The organism is Hungatella hominis (assembly GCF_014288005.1).
In the GTDB taxonomy this organism is placed as follows: domain Bacteria; phylum Bacillota; class Clostridia; order Lachnospirales; family Lachnospiraceae; genus Hungatella; species Hungatella effluvii.
Genome location: NZ_JACOPB010000023.1, coordinates 64654 through 82533, shown reverse-complemented (window position 1 = coordinate 82533; position 17880 = coordinate 64654). Strand labels below are relative to the sequence as shown.

Below are 17880 nucleotides of genomic sequence, written 5' to 3'. Positions count from 1 at the left end.
CCCAAAAAGGAGGGGACTTATGAAAAGAAAGAGTATTACGGGAAATAAAAGGGCTGGCCTCATGGGCTGGCTGCTTAACGGGCCATACCTGATTTATTCCCTTATTTTCTTTCTGATTCCGCTGATCTGGGCGTTCTGGCTTTCTACCATGGACTGGAACCTGATGTCGGAACAGAAGACGTTTGTAGGGATCAGGAATTTTGCCGGCCTTTTTTCCGACAGCAGGGTAAAAGCGGCTTTTATTAACTCTTACCGCTACCTTCTGCCCATTGTAGTGCTGTGTTTTGCAGGAGGGCTGATCATCGCGCTTCTGGTATCTAATCTGCCGGATAAAATCAAGGGTCTGGTGGCGGTTTTATTCTTTATCCCTTATCTGACCTCCGGAGTTGCGACGAGTGTAGTAGTAAAGTACTTTTTTAATTATAATTCTGCGTTCAATACGTTTTTGAGAGAACAGTTCAATCTGAATATAAACTGGCTGACAGACCAGAGATACGCATTTGCCGTTATGGTGGGTATTGTTGTCTGGAAGATGTCGGGGTATTATGCATTATTTATTCTCTCAGGCATTGAAAGCATTGGTGACGATGTGACGGAAGCGGCGATGCTGGACGGCTCGACCGGACTGCATAAGCTCCTGCACATTACGCTTCCGATGATTATGCCTACGTTGACCACCGTAATTGTACTGGCCACAGGCCTGGCATTCGGCGTCTTTACAGAGCCGTATCTGCTGACAGGCGGCGGCCCTAACATGACGACGACTACATGGCAGCTGGAAATCTACAACACGTCCTTTACCAGATTCCAGTCCGGATATGGGGCGGCCATGGCGATTGCCAGTGCGGTTCAGATCTTTATTACTTTAAGGATCATCAACGCTGTAACGGACCGGCTGAACAGAAGATTCGGATGGTAGGCAACGATAACGAGGAGAAAAGAATATGGGAAGAAAAAAGAAATTAAGTGTTAAAACATATATTATTACAGCAGTCACCCTGACTCTGCTTGCGATATCCCTGTTTCCCTATTATTATATGGTGCTTCAGTCCTTTACCTCCTGGGATCAGGTCGATAAGGTGATGGTGCCTCACGGTTTTACGTTAAGAAGCTATGAATATTTGATAGGAAAGGGCGGAGCGACGAATTCCATGATGTGGGTCAGAGCCCTGATCAACTCATTCCTTGTAGCATTTCCTACCGCAGTGATATCGGTCATCATAGGACTGTGCAACGGTTATTCCGTATGTAAACTGAAATTTAAGGGAGAACGTTTCATTATGGACTCCCTGCTGTTTCAGATGTTTTTCCCAACCATAATCCTGCTGGTGCCCAGATATATGATTGCAAAGCCTATGGCGAATACGTACGGCGGAATGATCATACCCATGTGCATTTCCATTTGGGCTATTTTCATGTATATCAACTATTTTAAAACCTTGCCTAATGAGGTCTTTGAGGCTGCAAAGATAGACGGCGCCGGAGAACTGCGCATTATATTTTACATTGCGTTTCCCATAACAAAATCGGTTACCACAATTGTGTTTCTGTCTATTTTTATGCAGCGATGGTCGGAGCTGATGTGGGATATGCTGATCGCGCCAAACATTCAGATGCAGACGCTTAATGTGTTGATTTCCACTCAGTTCAAACCGATGGGGGCATTTCCGGGACCGATGTATGCGGCGTCTGTTATTCTGACTCTGCCGATTATTATCCTGTTTTTATGCTTTTCCAAATACTTCAAAGAGGGAATCAGCTTTATGCTTAAATAATGGAAAATGAGGAGGAACAACATGCTGGAAGTAAAAAGATGCGGAGAAAATCCGCTTCTTATCCCGGAAAATGTAAAACCCAGCCGAGAAGATTTTAAAGTCGAAGGGGTATTTAACTGCGGTGTCGCAAAATATAAAGATGAGGTGATCCTGCTGTGCCGGGTGGCCGAGTCCGTCAAGGGAGCAGAAGAGGGAGAAGTACGGATCCCTGTTGTGAAAAAGATCAGTGGAAAAGATGAGATTACAGTGCTCAGTCTGAGAAAAGCGGAACATCCGGAGCTCGATTTTACCGATTCCAGAACGATTAATAAGATGATGAGGCAGGGGAAGAGAACGGTGTATTTGACATCTCTGTCCCATTTAAGAGTGGCCAGATCAAAGGATGGAATTCATTTTACTGTGGAAGATACCCCGTCTGTTTTTCCTTGTGCGGAAGAGGAGAGCTGGGGAATGGAGGATCCGAGAATTACTCAGATTGGGGACGAGTATTACATTAATTATACTTCTGTGACGGAAAATGGAGCGGCTACCTCGTTAATCAGTACAAGGGATTTTGAGACATTTGAGCGGCATGGAATCATATTTGCACCGGAAAATAAGGATGTTACCATATTTCCGGAAAAAATTAATGGTATGTATATGGCGTTTAACCGTCCCGTACCAGGCGGAATCGGCAACCCTGAGATGTGGCTGGCCCAGTCACCAGATCTGATACACTGGGGACATCAGAAGCATTTCTGCGGCATATCCGATGCGGACAGCTGGGATAACGGGAGAATCGGAGGCGGAGCCGTCCCATTTAAAACGGAACAGGGCTGGGTGAAGATTTACCATGCCGCCGACAGGAATGACCGGTACTGCCTGGGGGCATTTCTCCTGGATTTAAGTGATCCCTCCAGGGTGATCGCAAAGACGGAAGCACCGATTCTGGAACCGGAAGCTTCATATGAGACAGAAGGCTTCTTCGGAAATGTGGTATTTACCTGTGGCTGTCTGGTGGACGGAGACTGTGTGTCTCTCTATTACGGCGCCGCGGACGATAAGATATGCAGAGCAGATTTCTCGGTTTCCCAATTACTGGCCGGGATGAAGGCCATATAAAGTCAGAAAGGTGGAATGCAGAATGAAGAAGCGGGTTACCATGAAGGAAATAGCGGAAAGGCTGAACCTTTCTGTCAATGCGGTATCCCTGGCGCTGAATGACCGGGCGGGGGTCAGCGAAGAGACGAGAAGACTTGTTTTAAACGCTGCGGAAGAGATGGGATATCTGGACCAGAGTACCAAGTATACAGCGGCTTACTCCAATAAGAACATCTGTATCCTTCTGGAGGACCGTTTCTTTAAGGATATGCAGTTCTATGGACGGATTCTGCTGGGATTAGAGGAAGCGGCAAAGAAGGCCGGGTATGATCTGTTTATCAATTCCTTCGAGAAGAATCAGGAGATACCGGCCTGTGTGGAACAGCAGAAGGTGTCGGGGCTGATAGTCGTTGGTAAGATTGATGAGGAGTATCTGAAGCGTTTAAAGAGCTACTCCATACCGGTTCTGCTTCTGGATCACGAATCTGTGGAGACACCTACTGACTGTGTGATGACCAATAATGTGGCGGGCGCCTATAAGCTGACAAAGTATCTGCTGGATAAGGGCTACCGGAAAATCGGATTTTTCGGTGATCTCTCCTATACCCCCAGCATTCGGGAACGTTTCTGGGGATATCAGGAGGCCATGCAGCAGTATCTTAAATTTCCATCCTTTGAAGAAGGGATCGCCTATATCAGACGGTATTCCGCTTTAAAGAGTGTGGAGGACGCAGTGATTCATCAGGACGCGTCAAGCCTTGCGGAGTATTACCAGTCACTGGAGGAAACACCGGAAGTGCTGATCTGTTCCAACGATAAGATGGCAATCCTCATGTGCAAGGCTCTGTCACAGTGCGGCCTCAAGGTTCCCGAAGATATCGGCGTTGTTGGTTTCGATGATATTGAACTGAGCAATATGGTGAATCCCCGCATTACGACAATGCGGGTGGACAAGGTCCTAATGGGAAAAAAGGCTATGGAACGGCTTCTAAAATGTATGGAACGGCCGAAGGAAAAGGTGGAAAAGCTGGTGCTGGATGTCCAGCTGATTGAAAGAGATTCTGTGAGGGAGTTCTTATAAATGAATCAGTGGTGGAAAAATACGGTTTTTTATGAAATATATATAAGATCCTTCTGCGACACCGGTCAGAACGGGAAGAGCGGTATCCGGGGGATCACCTCGAAGCTGCCGTATCTGAAAGAACTGGGAGTGGGCGGAATCTGGCTCACTCCTTTTTATCCCTCTCCAAAGGTAGATAACGGATACGATGTTTCCGATTATTGCGGTGTGGATCCGGATTACGGAACAATGGATGATTTTGAGGAGATGGTGAAGGCAGCCCATAAGCATGGTATCAGGGTCATCATTGATATGGTTTTGAATCATACATCGACCCAGCACCCGTGGTTTATAAAATCAGCCGCCTCCAAAGACAGCAGCGAGAGAGACTGGTATATCTGGAAGGATCCCGTTAACGGAGGGGAGCCGAATAACTGGGAGTCCTTTTTTGGTAAAAGCGCATGGGAGTATGTGGCGTATGGGGATTCGGGACAGTACTATTACCATTCCTTTGCAAAGGAGCAGGCAGACTTAAACTGGCAGAATCCTTCCGTGGAGGAGGCCATTTACCAGGTTCTGGATTTCTGGCTTCTGAAAGGCGTGGATGGTTTCCGTTTTGATGTGATTAACAACTTATCGGTGTCCGGCTCTATGGTGGATAATCCGGTCACGGGAAACGGGGAGCAGCTTCATGAAAATGATGTCAATCAACCGGGGGTTCAGGCGGTTATCAAACGGATGGCAGGCAGGATCAGGGAGAAGAAGCCAGATGCATTTCTGGTTGGAGAGATCAGCAGCGACGATTTAACCAGAATTCATTCCTATACGGGCGTCGGGAGCCTGGACACGACTTTTAATTTTAATTTGGGAAGCAGGGAAATATTTCAGCTCGACGAGATCTATGAAGAATTAAAGCGCATGCAGGAACTGTACGGGGATTCAGAATATCCAACTCTGTTTTTTGGAAGTCACGATATGAGACGTTTTCCAGACCGGTTCGGATTTTCGGAAGGGAAAACGAAATGCCTGCTGGCGCTGATGCTTTCCTGCAGGGGAATCCCGTTTCTGTACTTTGGAGATGAAATCGGAATGAAAAGCCGTATTCTGAATTCTGTGGACGACGCAAAGGATGTTCAGGGAATACTGGCCTACGAGTCGGCTCTTAAAGAGGGAAAAAGCAGGGAGGAAGCGGTTCGGATTCTGAATGAACGATCACGGGATGCCTCCCGCAATCCTATGGATTGGGACGAGGCTGAAAAACAGAGAGAGGATCCGTCCTCGATCTGGAATTTCGTCAAAAATTTCATTGAACTGAGAGAGAGAACTGCGGTGCTGACAGAAGGAACTATGGAGCTGCGAAAACTGGGGAACGGTTTGATAGAAATCGAGAGAGCGCTGGGAATGGACCGGGTTCGCATTATGATTAATTTTTCGGATTGCGGGGTGACGGTCCCTGTTGAAGGCAGCTGGCGAATCCTATACGCTTCAGACAGCGTACCGGATAGCAGATCAAGGGAAAAGAACGGAAAAGACTGTGTGAAGCCCGGAATGGTCCAAATGCTGGTTCCTGGCGGAAACTGTGTGATTCTGGAAATATGAGGATAAGGTAAATGAAGATGATACAGAAACTGACAGATGGCTGGAAGCTCAAAAGCTGTTCCACTGGCCAGAGTTTTGAAACGAAAGTACCGGGAACCGTATACGGAACCTGGCTGGAGCATGGAGCGATGAAGGACCCTTACTGGAGAGACTGTGAGGAGGCCGCGCTGGCCATGATGGATGGGGACTACGAATATGAGATTTCCCTGTCGCCTGATGAAGCTGTGATGGGCTGCAGGGATATCCAGCTGAGATTCGAAGGAATTGATACTCTGGCGGATATTTTCTTCAACGGGGTTCATCTTGGACATGCGGATAATATGCACCGTATATGGGAGTATCCGGTAAAATCACTGATAGGAGAGACCAATAAAATCAAGGTACATTTGTATTCGCCGCTGTCCTTTATCAGAGAAGCCTATGAAAAGACTCCTTATGACGGTGCGCCCGAGGCTATGCAGGGCTTTCCGCTTCTAAGAAAGAGCCACTGCTCCTTTGGATGGGATTGGGGACCGAGGCTTCCGGACGCCGGTCTGTTCCGAGAGGTATCCCTGATTGGCGTGAATCAGGCCTCCATCTGCGATGTGCATATCAGACAGAGGCACAGCGGAGGAATCGTGATCCTGTCCCTTACTACCACTGTGGAGGCGGCCGATGATGCGGCTTGCTCCTGCCTGCTCAGAATCACGGATCCGCAGGGGATGAGTATCTCGTACCAGATGGAAGGCGAAAAGTATCAGTTTTCAAAAGCTGTGACAATAAAAAATCCGGAGCTGTGGTGGCCGAATGGTTATGGGAAACAGCCTCTATACCAGGTAGAAGTCATGGTGGCTGCAGACGGAGAGATTCAGGATAGCTGGAGCCGAAAGATTGGCCTCCGAACGATGACGGTCAATACGGAGGCGGATGAGTATGGGAATAAGTTTGCCCATGAAGTGAACGGTGTGGAAATTTTTGCCATGGGAGCGGATTACATACCAGAGGACTGCATCCGCGGCCGCGTCAGCCGGGAACGGACAAAAACGCTTCTGGAACACTGCAGAAACTGTAATTTTAATGTGATCCGCGTCTGGGGAGGCGGATACTATCCCGATGACTTTTTCTATGACCTGTGTGACGAAATGGGTCTGATCGTATGGCAGGATTTCATGTTTGCCTGTGCGGTTTATCCTCTGACGCCGGAGTTTGAAGCAAATACAGCGGCGGAAATCCGGGATAACGTACGGCGCATCCGCCATCACGCCTGTTTGGGCTTATGGTGCGGCAACAATGAGATGGAAATGTTCCTTGCGGATAATCAATGGGTGAGAAAGCCGCTGCAGAAGACTGAGTATTTGATTATGAATGAAAGAATCATACCGGAATTACTGAGGCAGCTTGATCCGGATACCTTTTACTGGCCGTCCAGTCCGTCATCGGGCGGGGATTTCGATCATCCCAACGATGAGAACCGCGGAGACGCCCATTACTGGGAAGTGTGGCATGGAGGCGTTCCGTTTACGGATTACAGGAAATACTATTTCCGCTATCTCTCTGAGTTTGGGTTCCAGTCATTTCCTGCGGTAAAGACCATTGAACAGTTTACTGAGCCGGAGGACAGAAATATTTTCTCCTATGTGATGGAAAAACATCAGAGAAATGCCGGGGCTAATGGAAAGATACTTCAGTATATGAGCCAGATGTATCCGTATCCGGAATCACTGGAGCTTCTTATTTACGTTTCGCAGCTGCTGCAGGCAGAGGCTGTCCGGTATGGTGTGGAACATTTCCGGAGGAACCGGGGGCGGTGCATGGGCTGTGTCTACTGGCAGTTAAATGACTGCTGGCCGGTGGCATCCTGGTCCTCCATTGATTACTACGGCAGATGGAAGGCGCTTCAATATTTCGCCAGGCGCTTTTTTGCTCCGGTCCTGCTTTCCTGTGAGGAAGAAGGCGCTCTGAGTTCCTCCATAAATGTAAATGAGGAGAACCGCTGCATCAGAAAAGCGGCCCGATTCTGTGTGACCAATGAGACAAGGGAGCCGGTAAGCGGATTTATCAAATGGAGCATTCAGGATGCGGCGTCTGACATCTGCCGGCAGGGACAGTACAGTGTGGAGGTGGAAGCACTTTCAGTCTGCAGCTATCCATGGATTGAATTTCCGGATATAGATATCAGGAACCATTATCTGTCCTATGAACTCTGGCTTCATGGAGAAATGGTTTCGCATGGCGTCAGCTTATTTGTTCCTCCAAAACATTTTGAGTTCGCAGACCCGAAGCTGGAACTGCGCAGGGAGGGGGAGACACTTCTGATCTATGCAGCAGCCTTCGCCAAAGGGGTTGAAATCGGAAACGAGGCTGGTGATTTGCTGCTTTCCGACAACTATTTTGATATGGTTGCAGGGAAGAAACGTGTGCAGGTGCTGCAGGGAAGTATGGAAGGGCTGTATGTGCGCAGTATGTATTCATTGATGCCGGACCACGGTACAATTATATGCCGGACAGACTGATATAAGGAAACAGGAGATAAGAAATGACCAATTACAGGGATGAGTATCACAGATGGTGCGAAGATTCGTATTTTGATGACAACACAAGACAAGAACTGAAAGCCCTTACCAGCGAGGAAGAGATCAAGGACCGTTTCTGCAGGGAACTGGAATTTGGAACCGGCGGACTGAGGGGAATCATGGGGGCGGGGCTGAACCGAATGAACCGCTATACGGTGAGGAAGGCGACGCAGGGGCTTGCAAACTACATAAACAGTCAGGAGCGTACGGATAGAAAGGCGGTCATTGCCTATGATTCCCGCCATAACTCGGCGGAATTTGCCATGGAAGCGGCGCTCTGTCTCTGCGCAAATGGCATAGAGGTATATTTATTTGACAGCCTCCGCCCCACGCCGGAATTATCTTTTGCCGTCAGAGAACTCCAGTGTATGGCAGGAATTGTTGTGACTGCCAGCCATAATCCGCCGGAATATAACGGCTATAAGGTATACTGGGAGGATGGCGCTCAGATTACCTGTCCAAGAGATGCGGATATTATGCGTGAAGTTAAGGCGGTAAGCGACTTTGCTTCTGTGAAATATATGGGGCAGAGAGATGCCGTGTGCGGCGGACTCTTACATTTTATTGGTGAGGAAATCGACTGCCGCTACTTATCGGAGCTTAAAAAGCTTGTACAGGAGCCGGAGCTTTTAAGAGAAAGGGCACGGGAACTGAAGATTGTATATACGCCCCTTCACGGTACAGGAAATGTTCTGGTCAGAAGAATTTTAAAGGAACTGGGATTTGAATCGGTATATGTGGTAGAGGAACAGATGCAGCCGGATGGTGATTTCCCAACCGTAGAATCGCCGAATCCTGAAGATAAAAGGGCGTTTGCCATGGCGCTTGAGCTGGCTAAGGAGACAGATGCAGATGTTGTATTGGCGACTGATCCGGATGCAGACCGCCTTGGCGTATATGCCAGAGATAAAGGGACTGGAAATTATATGGCATTTACCGGCAATATGTCTGGAATGATTCTCTGCAATTACCTATTGGAACACAGAAAAGAGAGAAATACGCTGCCAGAATGCGGTGCGGTGGTTACGACAATTGTATCGGGGAAGATGGCAGGTGCTGTCTGCCGGGAATACGGGGTAAAGCTCATTGAAACATTAACCGGCTTTAAATATATTGGGGAACAGATCCGCCTTTTTGAAAAACAGGGTACTTATGAATATCTCTTTGGCTTTGAGGAGAGCTATGGCTGCCTCGTCGGCACTTATTCCAGAGATAAGGACGCAGTAGGGGCTGTTATGGCGCTGTGTGAGGCTGCAGTCTATTACCGGACGAAGGGGCTGACCCTTTGGGACCAGATGCAGAAGCTCTATAAACGATACGGGTATTATAAAGAAAGTATCCATACCATTGTGAAAACGGGTACGGATGGCGCGGCATTCATGAATCGCTTAATGGAAAATATGAGGAATAATCCCCCAAAATCGCTTGGAGGTCTCAAGACCGTCAAGGTTCGTGATTATCTTAACGGTGATACTGGTCTTCCAATATCAGATGTGCTGTATTTTGAATTCGAAGCCGACAGCTGGCTCTGTATCAGACCGTCGGGAACAGAACCTAAAATTAAGATTTACATAGGGACCAGAGGAAAGGACGAGAGAGAAGCGGAAACCCGGCTTGGCGCAATATGGGAAGAAGCAGAGAAAATACTGGAGGAAAAGCGGAGTTAGCGTGTGCGAAAACACCGCGGCAGAAGGAGGCCGGGAGCATGAAGTTGTGTTCCCGGCCTCCTTCCGTCGCAGAATACCATCAGCATCTAAAATCGTATAACAAAACAGTCCGCATATTCCCCGCCTGTGGCTGACTCCGGCGGCAGATGAAGGATCAGTGCGCCAAATTCGGTGGTATAGTCCACCGGTTCTCCAGTCCGCATGAGCGTTACCGAGGCAATCTGTTTTTTAGGCTCCGGAAGGTGAAGGCAGAGCTTCGAAGGCAGGGACGCGGTCTCTTCGTAGAGGTAGAATGCATAAACGGTATCTTTCTTTGCCGTATACTTTACCCGGTTTTCATAATAGGGCGCCGTGATTTCTGTCTCATAGATGCCTTCTCCATGGGCGGACAGCCATTTGCCCATATCTCTTAAAGAGGACATGGCGGGCGCCGGCAGAAGTCCGTCCGGCTGCGGGGCCACATTGAGCGCCAGATTTCCGCCTTTTGATACGACATCCAGCAGCAGGTGTACCAGCTGACGGCCGGACTTAAAGCAGTCTGTGTAATGGAAGGAAAATTTTTCACCGACCGTTGTGCACGTCTCCCACGGCACGAAGAGCGGCGCGTCCGGGATTTCCTTTTCCGGTGTGATGATATTTTCATATTCGCCGCCTGCGGTGCGGTCGCAGACAATCAGATGGGGCTGTGTGGTGCCGCGTATCTCTTTGACAATCTCATTCAGACGGATATCCTGGCCCTCGTTCCCGGCGTTGACCCAGCCGCCATCCAGCCACAGCACGTCTACTTTTCCATAGTTGGAGGTCAGCTCGCGAAGCTGGGCGTGGGTATAATTTACAAATTCCTCCCACAGCTTTGGATAGTCTGTAACGGAATAGTTGATATTTCTGGTGGGCGCGGTGCCGAATGCCTTATGCCAGTAGGCATCGCTGTGCCAGTCCGGCTTGGAGAAGTAGACGGAGATGGCCAGTCCCTGTTTTTTAAATTCCCGGTACAGAGCCCCGGTGATATCGGAATCCGGGTGAGAGGAGAAGGGGCAGGAGGGATCTGTTATTTTATAATCGGTGGTCTTCGTATCGAACATACAGAAGCCGTCGTGGTGCTTGGTGGTGAATAAAAGGTACTTAAAACCGCATTCTTTTGCAAATTCTGCCATGCGGTCCGGGCGGAATTTAACCGGGTTAAAGGTTTTATTGCAGTCGATATACTCCTGCTTGAAGGTCTCTATATCGGTCCAGTCCACATCCTTCTGAGACCAGCTGCCGTCTCCGTCGGAGAGGGGCCACGACTCATAGGTCCCCATCTGGCAGCCAGGCGCCCAGTGCATCATCAGGCCCAGCTTTAATCCCATGAACCATTCGAGATGCTCTTTTACGGCGGGCTCTTTTGGAGCTATGTAGGTCTCTGCCGCCGAATAGCCGTGAATTCCATTCTTTACAATTTCATTCTTAACGATCGTTTTCTTTTCCATATCAAAGTTCTCCTTTTATTATAATTTAGCAGCGGAAGCTTCCCTGTATTTAAATTCTGCCCGTGCCGTAAGCCGGTTGTTATCATCAACGTAGTACTTAAGTCCGCTTTCCGGTCCGAAATGGAGGCGTATCCGGTCGTTCACATTGCGGATTCCAAAGCCGTTGGTCACCTTTAAGTTGTTCGTTTTATAAGCCAGATACTCATTGAGCAGATCAGGGTCACAGCCCTGGCCGTTGTCTGATACCTCCAGAATGAAACGGTCCGCCTCATGTGTTACAGAGACCGTGATCTCGATCGCCGTTCCCGTCGGCTGGCCGCCGTAGCGGATGGAATTTTCCACCAGGGGCTGAAGCGCGAATTTTGGAATCAGAGTATCGGCTGAGGCGTCTTCCGAGGGAACGGAAAGCCTGATATCTCCCTGATGCCGGAGCTTGTAGATCGCAATATATTCTCCTATATTGGAAAGCTCTTTCGCTAAGGGGATGAGCTGGTCGGCCTCCATGATGCTGTAGCGCATGAGATTGGCAATGGAGGCGAGGATCTCCGCCAGATCATCCTGATTGCGGGTCAGAGCAATCCAGTTGACCGCGTCCATTGCATTGAAGATAAAATGGGGATCGATTTGTGCCTGCAGTGCCTTTAATTCCGAGTTTTTCTGCCTGATTTCCTGCGCCTGGACATCATGAATCAAGCGGTTGTTGTTGATAATCAGCTTCGTGAAGCTTTCCTCCAGACTGACGATTTCCCGGTCCTTCGATACGTGAAGGCTCTTTAAGTCAAAGGTTCTCGTATCGGTGATGGAACCGATCACCTCAGAAAGGAGGATAATCGGCCGTGTGATGCGGTCTGAAGCCGTGAAAATAACAGCCATGGCACATAGTGTAATCAGCAGAGAGATCACGGAAAAGCGTATCATTACCGGACGTACTGTACGGTTGATATCGGAGTAGGGCGTAAGCGACAGAAGGGTGATATCCTGATCGGAATCGTCAAAGTTTACCAGGTAAGGCTCCCCGCCGATTACGTGGTGAGAACCGGTTCCGGCCTGGTATAAGGAGGTATTCCCGCTGACCTCTGCAAGTGCCTCTGTGTAGAAGCTGTGATCCGGGCCGCTGGGGCTGGCGTAGAGAAGCTGCCCCTTTTTGTCCAGAAGGGCGTAGCCGCTGTTGGGGGTGGGGGGAATCCCGCCGAAAACAGAATCAATATAGGGCATTTTAATGCTTATGACCATGACGGCCTGCCCATCCTTATAGTATGGCCCAGTATAGCTGGTATTCTGGATCTTTTTGGCAAGGCATAGCTCTCCGGAACTTTCATTATTAAATACGCAGGTGTAATTGGAGGCCTCCAGAGTATTTTTATACCACAGATCGTCCTTCACCAGGGTGTTGGTAAAGATGCTGCTGGCTGTACTGTAAGGATTCGTGCTCAGGGTCCTGGCCTCAAACATCGATGAGATGGGAAGCCGGTCATTGAGGAACAGGGTATAACGGTAGCTGTTGACATCATGAGACATCGTAAGCAGCGAGTAGTGAGAGAACTGGGACTGCAGGGCGGCGCGGACCTGCAGCTGTTCCATGGGCTCGGTGGAGGTGCAGCTGAGCTGATTGCCGATGGCGCGGTCGCTGATAAAATGGATGGTGATCTGTCTCAGATTATTCATAAAATTAGAGGCCAGATGGCGGTTTGCCATGACCTGTGCCTCCTGCCGTTCCACCACAGCGTCCGTTACCGTATTGTGAAAATAAAAGTACATAAATATGTAGAAGGTTAAGAGAAAGAAGAGGATGATAGCCAGAAACAGACCAGATATTTTTTTACGGATTGCCATGGGACCCCTCCTTTTTTATATTTTCAGATTCCGGTATTCACTGGGGGTAAAACCCGTCTTTTTCTTGAACAGCTTGGCGAAATATTTGGCGTCCTCGTAGCCCGACATCGCGGATATCTCCCCGATGGAGTAACGGCGGTCGGCCAGCAGACGGCGGGCGTAGTCCATACGCATTGCGGTCACATAGGAAATTAAGTTGGAACCGGTGGCCTGCTTGAACTGGGAGCTTAAGTAGGACAGCGATACGTGCATATTGTCTGCCAGGACGGAGATGTTGAACTCCGGGTCAGAGTAATGTTCGCCGATATACTCCTTCGCATAGGTGATAAAGGACTCGCTGTATGCCTGCTTTTTCTGATTCATCCCGGTCAGAACGTCGTAATAGCTGGTTATGATGAAGTTGATCTTTTCCTGGGTGCCCGGAGAGTCCCAGAACTGTTCCATAGCGCGCTCCCTTGAGACGGTGATGACCGTCCGGTTTATATCGATCTGGGAAAAATAGGCGTATAAGTAATTGATCAGCTGGATTCCCAGAGGATTGGCAGAGCTGCTGTGCATGGTGCTTACAAAATAGGAAGAGCGGAAAAACTGATCCAGCGCTTCCATATTCTGATTGTGGAGTATTGATAATATTTTCTCTTCCAGACCGGAATCCCAGGCATTTAAGAACCGCTGCTTTCGTTCCTCATTTTCCTTGTAAAACTTAACCAGGAGGTTTTCGATCTGATTGACCTTTTCTCGTGTGATTGGCTTTAAGATGTAGTCTGCAACGCCGTACTTGAGCGCCTGTCTTGCATATTCAAACTCCCCGTGGCCGCTTAAGAGGATCATGCGGGTGGCGGGAGACTGTGCGTGTACCAGCTCTGCCAGCCTCAGTCCGTCCATACGCGGCATCTTGATATCGGAAATAATGACATCCGGAGGAGTGACTGCCATATATTCCATCGCCTCCTCCCCGTTGGCAGCAGTTCCGGCAAGCTCACCGTGAAATGCTTCCCAGTGCAGCATGGAGTTTAAACCTCTGACTGCAAAAATCTCGTCGTCGACAAGAAGAACCTTCATAATTTGTTTCCCTCACTTTCTATGTAGATGATTATAGAGCATGAAGGTCAGCCGCGCAATCGGTTCGGAGCGTTCCGAAATAAAAGTACACCTGAGATAAAAAAAGTCTCCTTGTGGAATGGAATCCCATAAAGGTATAATTATGCCAGAAAACATCAAAGCAACAAGAGATGTGAAGAAACAGGGGAATAAGAAATGAAAACAAAGCAAAAAAGTGAATGGTTCTATTTTAAGAAAAACCTGCCGCTCACACTCATGGCCCTGCCGGGAATTATCCTGATGATTTTATTCAAGTATCTGCCATTGTCCGGCATTGTCCTGGCCTTTAAGAAATACAACATTAGAAAAGGGATATTTGGAAGCGAATGGAACGGGCTGGAAAACTTTAAATTCCTGTTTAAGACCAGCGACGCATGGATCATCACCCGCAATACCATATGCTACAATCTGGTTTTTATTGTGCTGGATCTGGTGGTCGCGGTTACCGTGGCGATCGTGCTCAATGAACTGTTAAATAAGAAAAGAGCGAAGCTCTTCCAGACGATCTTCATGGCGCCTTACTTTCTGTCATGGGTTGTCGTTTCCTTTATTGCGTTTGCATTCTTAAGTGTGGATAACGGGTTATTGAACCACATTCTCCGCTTTTTTGGAAAAGATGAGGTTCAGTGGTATACACAGAAACAGTACTGGCCGTTTATCCTGGTATTCTGCCAGCTCTGGAAGACCGTGGGTTACTCGACTGTCATGTACTTAGGCTCTCTGGTGGGGATTTCCAATGATTATTACGAAGCGGCCATTATGGATGGGGCAACGAAGTGGCAGCAGATTAAGTATATTACGCTTCCCTGTATGCGTTCCATGATGATTGTACTGACCATACTGGCGATCGGAAAGATGTTCTACTCTGATTTTGGGCTATTCTATCAGCTGCCAAGGGATTCAGGCCCCCTTTACCCGATCACCAACGTCATCGATACATATGTTTATCGGGCGCTAAAGGTCAGCGGCAACATCGGAATGGCTTCGGCTGCCAACTTATATCAGTCTGTAGTCGGCTTTATTCTGGTGCTGGGCTCTAATTTCATTGTGCGAAAGATCGACAAGGACAGCGCGCTGTTCTGACATCTGCGGTTGTTTTAGTCAGGAAAGGGGAATTGCCATGAAAAAGAAATATAGAGACGAGGAAGCCGGAGCGGATTCCTGCGTCAATCATATCAGTAAGAAGACGAACGGGATCATGAACGTGATTCTGACCTTGATGGCGCTTGCCTGCGTGCTGCCGGTTCTGTTGGTCATTATCGTGTCCTTCAGCAGTGAGCAGAGCATTTTTGAAAATGGCTATACATTTTTCCCCAGTGAATGGAGTCTGGAGGCCTACTGGCTTTTCTTAAAAATGGGGGATCAGGTGGTTCGTTCCTACGGAATTACGCTGTTTGTCACGATTGTGGGAACGGTGTTCAGCCTGGCGGTGACGACGCTTCTGTCTTATGTACTTTCGCGGTCGGATTACCGGTATGGAAAGCCATTGACATTGCTGCTGCTTTTTACGATGCTGTTTAACGGCGGCCTGGTTCCCAGCTATATGGTCAACACACAGCTTTTAGGGCTTCGGGATTCTGTCTGGGCGCTGATTTTACCCATGTCGCTCAATGTGTTTTATGTGGTGGTGCTGCGGACCTTTTTTAAGAGCATACCCATGGAGATTGTGGAGGCAGCTACCATCGACGGTTCAGGGGAATTCAATACCTTTTTGAAGATCGTTCTTCCGCTGTCTAAACCGGGAATCGCCACCATTGGCCTGTTTACCATGATCGCTTACTGGAACGACTGGTTTCTGGGCATGCTTTACATTTACGAGACGAAAAATTACCCGATCCAGACGTTCTTATGGAGTATGCAGAACAGCTTGGAGTCATTGAAACAGAGCTCGGCTAACGCGCTGGAGTACGCGGAGATGGCAAACAACGCTCCGACCAACAGCGGCCGAATGGCCTTGACCGTACTGGTAGTACTGCCTATTCTTTGCGCCTATCCCTTCTTCCAAAAATATTTTGTGAAGGGACTTACAATCGGCGGAGTCAAAGGGTAAGCTGTTATAAATTTATGTAGAAGGAGGAAGTAAGAAATGAGAAAAGGAAAGGTGTGGGCATGCGCGGTGCTGAGCGCGGCAATGGCAGCCAGCCTGATGACAGGCTGCGGCCCTTCAAAGACGACGGATGGCGGTACGGCAGCCTCGGCGGATACGAAGGCAGCAGGAGAGACAGAGGCTTCGAAGGGAGCTGAGACAGAGGCTTCGAAGACGGCGGAAGAGCCTGTTACTTTAAAATGGTATATGTCCTTGAATCCGGTGGATGCGGATACCGATAAGGTTATTGCGGCATTGAATGAGTATACGAAGGAAAAGATCGGTGTGACGATCGATTACACAGTCATCGCCAATCCCGATTACAAGGAAAAGATGCCGACCCTGATCAACTCCGGCGAGTATTTTGATATCTGCTTTACCGCAGACTGGACTACTAACTACGTGCAGTTTGTGGCCAAGGATGCATTTATGGATATTACGGATGCAGTGAAGCAGTACGCTCCTGAGACGTATGAGTTCATTCCTGAGTCCTTATGGAAGGCTGTTTCCGTAAACGGAAAGATCTATGGCGTTCCCTCCTATAAGGAGATGGGCTGGCAGAGCGGTTTCTTCGTAAACTCTACCATGGCAGAAAAGTATGGCATTGATTTAACCGCAGTAAAGACACTGGAGGACTATACGGAAGTGTTAAAGACCGTCAAGGAAAAGGCTGATGCGGCAGGAGAGGATGTCATCGGACTTTCCGGCCTTGGAAGCTCCGGCGGCTCCTTCAACATGCTGTATCCCTACGAGAGTCTGTCCGGCTCCAGAGCACTTCCAGGTGCGGCCGCAGTGCCGGAATACGAGTACTTTAAAGATCAGACGGGAGTGTTTAATCAGTATGCAACACAGGAATACATGGATTACTGTAAACTGGTGAGAAGCTGGTATGAGGCGGGGTACATGTCCAAGGATCCGGTAAACTATGATACCGACATTGCCAACCGCGACAATGATTTTAAGAACGGCAAGCTGTTCTCCTATATCATTTCATACGCTCCGGGAGCGGCTGAGGCTGAGGCGGCTAAGACAGGGCACGGCGTGACCTTCGTTCCGCTCATGGACCCGCTCTTTGAGACAAAGAACGCGCGCGGAGGAATTCTGGCTATTTCTTCTGCTTCCGAACATCCGGATAAGGCACTGGAGTTCATCAACCTGTTAAATACCGACGAATACGTAGGAACCCTGATCCGTCACGGCATTGAAGGCCAGCACTACAGCGCGGTAGGCGATAACCGGGTGGACCGCACAATGGGCGGAACGCTGAAGATCGAGGACAACGGCTATGTTAATTATACCTATGGATGGCAGTTCGGCACACCGTTCAACCAGAAGTGGGATATCTCTTACCCGGATAATATCGAACAGTTATTCGAGGAATATAATGCGAAGGCCATAACGGCTCCTCACAATGGTTTTACGCTGGATAACAGCCCGGTGGAAACCGAGATAGCGGCTATCTCCAACGTGGTGGATGAGAACGCCAAAGCGCTGGAGTCCGGTATGGTAGACCCTGAAGTCTATATACCACAGTTCTTAGATGCACTGAACAAGAACGGAGTCGAGGATTTGCTGGCAGAAATTAATAAACAGCTTACAGAAAAAGGATATCAGTAAAAACAGAGTATGGCCTGCGTTAGGATATCAAAAACAGATGA

The 17880-nt window shown here is 48.7% G+C and carries 13 protein-coding genes; 10 read left to right on the top strand and 3 right to left on the bottom strand.

What is annotated here, in order from left to right; genetic code table 11:
• Window positions 1-19: 19 nt before the first annotated feature.
• From H8S75_RS28800 to H8S75_RS28770, 7 genes are read left to right on the top strand one after another with little or no spacing between them, the layout of a single operon-like run.
• Window positions 20-919: a carbohydrate ABC transporter permease gene (locus H8S75_RS28800; RefSeq protein ID WP_187024460.1), complete on the top strand. Its 900-nt coding sequence runs from the start codon at window positions 20-22 to the stop codon at window positions 917-919.
• Window positions 920-944: 25 nt separating this feature from the next.
• On the top strand, window positions 945-1775 hold the full coding sequence (locus H8S75_RS28795) for a carbohydrate ABC transporter permease (RefSeq protein WP_002604455.1): 831 nt from the start codon (window positions 945-947) through the stop codon (window positions 1773-1775).
• A gap of 21 nt (window positions 1776-1796) precedes the next feature.
• Window positions 1797-2876: a glycoside hydrolase family 130 protein gene (locus tag H8S75_RS28790; RefSeq protein ID WP_187024459.1), complete on the top strand. Its 1080-nt coding sequence runs from the start codon at window positions 1797-1799 to the stop codon at window positions 2874-2876.
• 22 nt (window positions 2877-2898) lie between these two features.
• The gene (locus H8S75_RS28785) at window positions 2899-3936 is read left to right on the top strand and encodes a LacI family DNA-binding transcriptional regulator (protein ID WP_187024458.1); all 1038 of its coding nucleotides are present in this window, start codon (window positions 2899-2901) and stop codon (window positions 3934-3936) included.
• The gene (locus tag H8S75_RS28780) at window positions 3937-5514 is read left to right on the top strand and encodes an alpha-amylase family glycosyl hydrolase (protein WP_187024457.1); all 1578 of its coding nucleotides are present in this window, start codon (window positions 3937-3939) and stop codon (window positions 5512-5514) included. It abuts the gene before it with no gap.
• An 11-nt stretch (window positions 5515-5525) separates the two neighbouring features.
• A complete protein-coding gene (locus H8S75_RS28775) occupies window positions 5526-8006 on the top strand; it encodes a beta-mannosidase (RefSeq protein WP_187024456.1) in 2481 nt (826 codons plus the stop codon).
• 23 nt (window positions 8007-8029) lie between these two features.
• Window positions 8030-9733: a phospho-sugar mutase gene (locus tag H8S75_RS28770; RefSeq protein WP_187024455.1), complete on the top strand. Its 1704-nt coding sequence runs from the start codon at window positions 8030-8032 to the stop codon at window positions 9731-9733.
• Between the two features lie 86 nt (window positions 9734-9819).
• On the opposite strand, the gene H8S75_RS28765 is transcribed toward H8S75_RS28770, so the two are convergent.
• Genes H8S75_RS28765 through H8S75_RS28755 form a run of 3 tightly spaced genes read right to left on the bottom strand, consistent with a single transcriptional unit; the run spans window position 9820 to window position 14097 of the window.
• Complete coding sequence (locus tag H8S75_RS28765; protein WP_187024454.1) at window positions 9820-11202, bottom strand: alpha-L-fucosidase; 1383 nt, start codon at window positions 11200-11202, stop codon at window positions 9820-9822.
• A gap of 18 nt (window positions 11203-11220) precedes the next feature.
• Window positions 11221-13035, bottom strand: a complete 1815-nt coding sequence (locus H8S75_RS28760; RefSeq protein ID WP_187024453.1) for a sensor histidine kinase — start codon at window positions 13033-13035, stop codon at window positions 11221-11223.
• A 15-nt stretch (window positions 13036-13050) separates the two neighbouring features.
• The gene (locus H8S75_RS28755) at window positions 13051-14097 is read right to left on the bottom strand and encodes a response regulator transcription factor (RefSeq protein ID WP_187024452.1); all 1047 of its coding nucleotides are present in this window, start codon (window positions 14095-14097) and stop codon (window positions 13051-13053) included.
• 195 nt (window positions 14098-14292) lie between these two features.
• Here H8S75_RS28755 and H8S75_RS28750 point away from each other — a divergent pair, with 195 nt between their 5' ends.
• Genes H8S75_RS28750 through H8S75_RS28740 form a run of 3 tightly spaced genes read left to right on the top strand, consistent with a single transcriptional unit; the run spans window position 14293 to window position 17839 of the window.
• Entirely contained in the window at window positions 14293-15219 is a 927-nt protein-coding gene (locus tag H8S75_RS28750) for an ABC transporter permease (RefSeq protein WP_187024451.1), read from the top strand.
• A 37-nt stretch (window positions 15220-15256) separates the two neighbouring features.
• Window positions 15257-16186 carry a carbohydrate ABC transporter permease gene (locus tag H8S75_RS28745; protein WP_187024450.1) on the top strand — a complete coding sequence of 310 codons (930 nt, stop codon included), beginning with the start codon at window positions 15257-15259 and terminating at the stop codon, window positions 16184-16186.
• A gap of 36 nt (window positions 16187-16222) precedes the next feature.
• Window positions 16223-17839, top strand: coding sequence for an extracellular solute-binding protein (locus H8S75_RS28740; RefSeq protein ID WP_187024449.1), 1617 nt, complete (start codon window positions 16223-16225; stop codon window positions 17837-17839).
• Window positions 17840-17880: the final 41 nt, after the last annotated feature.